The 4649-nt window shown below is 52.5% G+C and carries 4 protein-coding genes; all 4 read left to right on the forward strand.

The features are described 5' to 3' along the window. Positions 1–528: hypothetical protein (locus L692_RS31680; RefSeq protein ID WP_232238738.1), on the forward strand; the 528-nt coding region annotated here is incomplete at its 5' end. Between the two features lie 216 nt (positions 529–744). Next, positions 745–1779: an ABC transporter substrate-binding protein gene (locus tag L692_RS0106280; RefSeq protein ID WP_025698188.1), complete on the forward strand. Its 1035-nt coding sequence runs from the start codon at positions 745–747 to the stop codon at positions 1777–1779. A gap of 22 nt (positions 1780–1801) precedes the next feature. Then, a complete protein-coding gene (locus tag L692_RS0106285) occupies positions 1802–2908 on the forward strand; it encodes an ABC transporter ATP-binding protein (RefSeq protein WP_025698189.1) in 1107 nt (368 codons plus the stop codon). Next, entirely contained in the window at positions 2905–4560 is a 1656-nt protein-coding gene (locus L692_RS0106290) for an ABC transporter permease (protein ID WP_025698191.1), read from the forward strand. The genes L692_RS0106285 and L692_RS0106290 overlap by 4 nt, the downstream gene beginning before the upstream one ends. Positions 4561–4649 lie beyond the last annotated feature (89 nt).

Genomic DNA, 4649 nt, shown 5'->3' on the forward strand with positions numbered 1-4649 from the left:
AGTGGGGGATTAAGAATGAAGAAAAAAGGAGCTTTTCTTACAACTTTAGCTCTGGCAACATGTGTGACAGTAGCGGCTACAGCGAGTACAATTCAAGAGAGTACATATACTTCTGAATCCGGTGTAGTGGCAAGCCCGAGCGAAAATACGACATCTACTAAATCTTTGGATGGAAAGAGTATCATAACCCCTATGCTGGTAGATGATACTTGGAGTGATACGGCAAATAATGGAACAGCAAATGTACAAAATTTCTTTAATGTAAATACTGGATATAGTCATCTTAAACTTTATATGCATAACTTTAGTAGCCACCCAGTACATGTAAACTTAACGCACTTAGAAAGCGGTAAAGTGTACTTTAGTAAAGATATTCCTGCCAACGATTATCTCGATTGGAGAAACTGGCTGGAAGGTTACCCACAAGGCATGCGTGGTGGAAACTATATACTTCAATGGAGTGGTGGGTCATATAACGTTAATGGACAATATTTTGGGAAAACTGCTTCAAGCACGACCGATTTCTAACTCAAGAGGTATGAATTAATTTTAAAGTGTTACTGTTGAGCCCTCGTGAATCGAGGGCTTTTTTTGATTTGCAGAAAAATGGACGCTATGTGAGGATATACTACATAATACGACAAGTTAGTTGCGTATTTTAGACGATATTATCGAATTTTAGGATTTTAAACAAATTTGGGGCTGATAGAATGAACGTATATTCCAAATGAGGGGGCAAGAAGGATGATGAAGTGGTTGAGGTTGTCAGTAATTCTTACGTTATTGGCCGGAGTGTTGGCAGCTTGTGGAAATTCCGGTTCGGAAGGAAACGAAGCAAGCGGTTCAAATAAGCTTGTAGTCTATACGCCGAACAGCGAAAGCATGATTAACGCGCTGGTTCCGATGTTCGAGAAGCAGACCGGGATTACGGTTGAGCTGGTGTCTGCGGGCAGCGGCGAGCTGATTAAACGAATCCAGTCGGAGAAAGGCAATGCCTATGCCGACGTGATGTTCGGCGGCGCATTTGATCTGTTCAACGCGAACGCCGATCTGTTCGAGAAATACGTGTCGCCTAATGACCAGTATTTGCTTGAAGGCCACCGCAACACGACAGGCATCATGACTTCCTATGTCTCCGACGGCAGTGTAATGCTGGTCAACACCAACTTGGCCGGAGATATTAAAATCGACAGCTACGAGGACCTGCTGAAGCCGGAGCTGAAAGGCAAGATCGCGATGGCGGACCCGACCAACTCCAGCTCGGCCTTCCACCAGCTGACCAATATGCTGAAAGCCAAGGGCAACGACTACACCTCCGACGCCGGATGGAATTATGTCGGTGAGCTGATCAAGAATCTGGACGGCAAAATCGCCGGCAGCTCCAGCAAGGCGCACAAGAGCGTAGCCGACGGCGAGTATATCGTGGCGCTGACGTATGAAGATCCGGCCGCAAGCTATGTCAGAGACGGGGCTCCGGTCCGCGTCGTGTACCCTTCGGAGGGAACGGTGTTCCTGGACGGGGTGGCCGGGATTGTCAAGGGCGCGAAGCATGAGGAGAACGCCAAGAAATTCATCGACTTCCTGATCTCCAAGGAGGCGCAGGACGCCCTCGGCACGGAGACAACGAACCGGCCGCTTAGAGCCGACGCGCAGCTCGGAAGCTATATGACGCCAATGGATCAGATTAAAGTGATTGAAGAAGACATTACTTATGTCAGCGAACATAAGAAAGACATTGTTGAGAAATATACGGAGCTGTTCACCAGCCTGTCCAAGTAATCCAAGCAAAGCGGGTGTTTACATGAGCGTTACGATCTCATTTCGTGAAATAGTCAAGAAATACGGCAATACAACAGTAATCCCCGAGCTGTCTCTGGAGATCCAAAAGGGCGAATTCTTCACCCTTTTGGGCCCTTCGGGGTGTGGGAAGACGACCCTGCTGCGGATGATCGCGGGATTCAACAGCATTGAAGGGGGCAGCCTTGCATTTAATGACCGGGTCATAAACCAGGTTGCTCCGGGCAAGCGGAACATCGGCATGGTATTTCAGAATTATGCGATCTTCCCCCATCTGAATGTCTCGCAAAATGTGGAGTTCGGCCTTACCAACCGAAAGACCGACAAGGCGGAAAGAGCGCGGAGAGTCCAGGAGATGCTGAAGGTGGTCCAAATCGAGCCTTACCGGGACCGGATGCCGAAGAATTTGTCCGGCGGACAGCAGCAGCGTGTGGCGCTGGCCAGAGCCATCGTGATCCGCCCGGATGTCCTGCTGATGGATGAGCCGCTGTCCAACCTGGATGCCCAGCTTCGGGTTGATATGCGGAATGCGATCAAGGAGATTCAGCGGGAGGTTGGGATTACAACCGTATATGTGACGCATGATCAGGAGGAGGCGATGGCGGTTTCGGACCGGATTGCGGTCATGAAATCCGGCGTCATTCAGCATGTGGGCACGCCCCGGGAAATCTATCAGCGTCCGGCCAACCTGTTCGTGGCGACCTTTATCGGGCGCACCAATATTATGGACGCGGTGATGTCCCCGGGCGAAGACGGAGAGGCGGCCGTGCGTATCGGGGGCAGCTACACGGAGCGGATACCCGGGTTGAAGCCGGATATGGCGCGTGGTTCCGAGCAAAATGTGAAGCTGTCCGTGCGGCCGGAGGAATTCGCTTTGTCCGATGACGGCCACGGTCTCGGAGGGAAGATCGTGAGCAGCATTTTTCTCGGTCTGAACACTCACCTGAAGGTGGAGCTGGAGAATGGGCAAGAGGTTGAAATTATTCAGCCGTCCGCCGGAAGCGGCCGGATGGAGCCGGGGGAGACCGTGAGACTGAAGGTTGATCCGCGGACCATCAACGTCTATGACGCATCGGGAGAAGTCAACCTGACCAGGGGAACGCGCTTATGAACCATTCGATGAAGCGAAGAGATATATGGTCATGGATTACCGCTGTTATTTTTCTGGGTTATATTGTCTTTCTGGCTTTGCCGCTCTTCATGATTCTGATTAAAAGCTTCTTTGACGGGACCACGGGCGCATTCTCGCTCGCTTATTTCCACAAATTTTTCAGCAAAGCCTATTACATGAGTGCCGTGTGGAACAGCCTCAAGGTGACGGTATGCGTAACGGTGTTATCGGTTATCGTTGCCGGTCCGCTCGCGTATATCATGTCCACCATAAAGATTAAAGGCAGCGCCGCAATCCAGGTCCTGATCCTGATTTCTTCCATGTCCGCACCGTTCATCGGGGCGTACGCGTGGATTCTGCTGCTGGGCAGAAGCGGGGTCATCACCAAATTCGCCGAGCGGGTGCTCGGGCTGCACATGCCCGATATTTACGGGTTCACCGGCATTCTGCTCGTCCTGACTCTGCAGCTGTCGCCGCTGATCTTCATGTATGTCTCGGGCGCGCTGAAGAATGTCGATCATTCCCTGATGGAAGCGGCGGAGAGCATGAACTGCACGGGTCTTCGCAAAATGTGGAAGGTGCTCGTGCCGCTCATCACGCCAACGCTGCTTGCGGGCGGCCTGCTCGTGTTCATGCGGGCATTCGCCGATTTCGGCACGCCGATGCTGATCGGGGAGGGCTTCCGGACGGTGCCTGTCCTGATCTTCAACGAATTCATCAGTGAGGTTGGCGGCGACGACGGCTTCGCGGCTGCCATCAGCGTTGTCGTCGTTCTGTTCACGACCGCGGTCTTCCTGCTGCAAAAGTATATCGCCAACCGCAAGTCCTACAGCATGAGCGCGCTGAACCCGATCGAGCCGAAGCCAAAGAAAGGGCTGGCGAATATTGCCGCCCACGCCTATGTCTACCTGTTCACCATCCTGGCTATGATGCCGCAAATCTATGTGGCGTATACTTCATTTCTCAAGACCTCGGGCAAAATTTTCGTGGACGGCTATTCGCTTGACAGCTACCGCGCCGCCTTTACCAAGGTTGGCGATTCGATTTACAATACCTTCTTCCTGGCGATTATTACAATCATCATCATTACGCTTGCGGCTGTTCTCATCGCCTATGCCACGGTGAAACGTAAGGGCGCTGTCGCGAATCTATTGGATACCTTCACGATGATGCCGTACATTGTGCCCGGTTCGATCCTCGGCATCGCGCTTCTCGTAACCTTCAACAAGCCGCCGGTTCTCTTGAGCGGAACGGCCGCCATATTGATCGCGGCCTTCGTCATCCGGCGCTTGCCCTACACGATCCGTTCCAGCGCCGCCGTGCTGCATCAGGTGAATGACAGCATTGAGGAGGCCTCGATTAGTCTGGGCGCGTCCACCATGAAGACCTTCTTCCGGATTACGGTGCCGATGATGCTCCCGGGTGTAATCGCCGGCGCAATATTAAGCTGGATCAGCATTATTACGGAGCTGAGCACCTCGATTATTTTGTACACCGGACAGACCCGAACCATGACCGTAGCCGTATATACGGAGGTTGTCCGGGGGAATTACGGTGTGGCCGCTGCCTTGTCCACGCTGCTTACCGTTATCACCGTCCTGTCGCTGCTGCTCTTCTTCAAGCTGACGGGCAAGAAAGATGTGACCATGTAAGTGTCCGATAGGTCCGGTTTCCGCAAGGCGGGAGCCGGACTTTTTGACAGTCGGGGGCCGTTAGCCACTATCCTGCGGCTTTGCCCGGG

The organism is Paenibacillus forsythiae T98 (assembly GCF_000520735.1).
Lineage (GTDB): Bacteria > Bacillota > Bacilli > Paenibacillales > Paenibacillaceae > Paenibacillus_AQ > Paenibacillus_AQ forsythiae.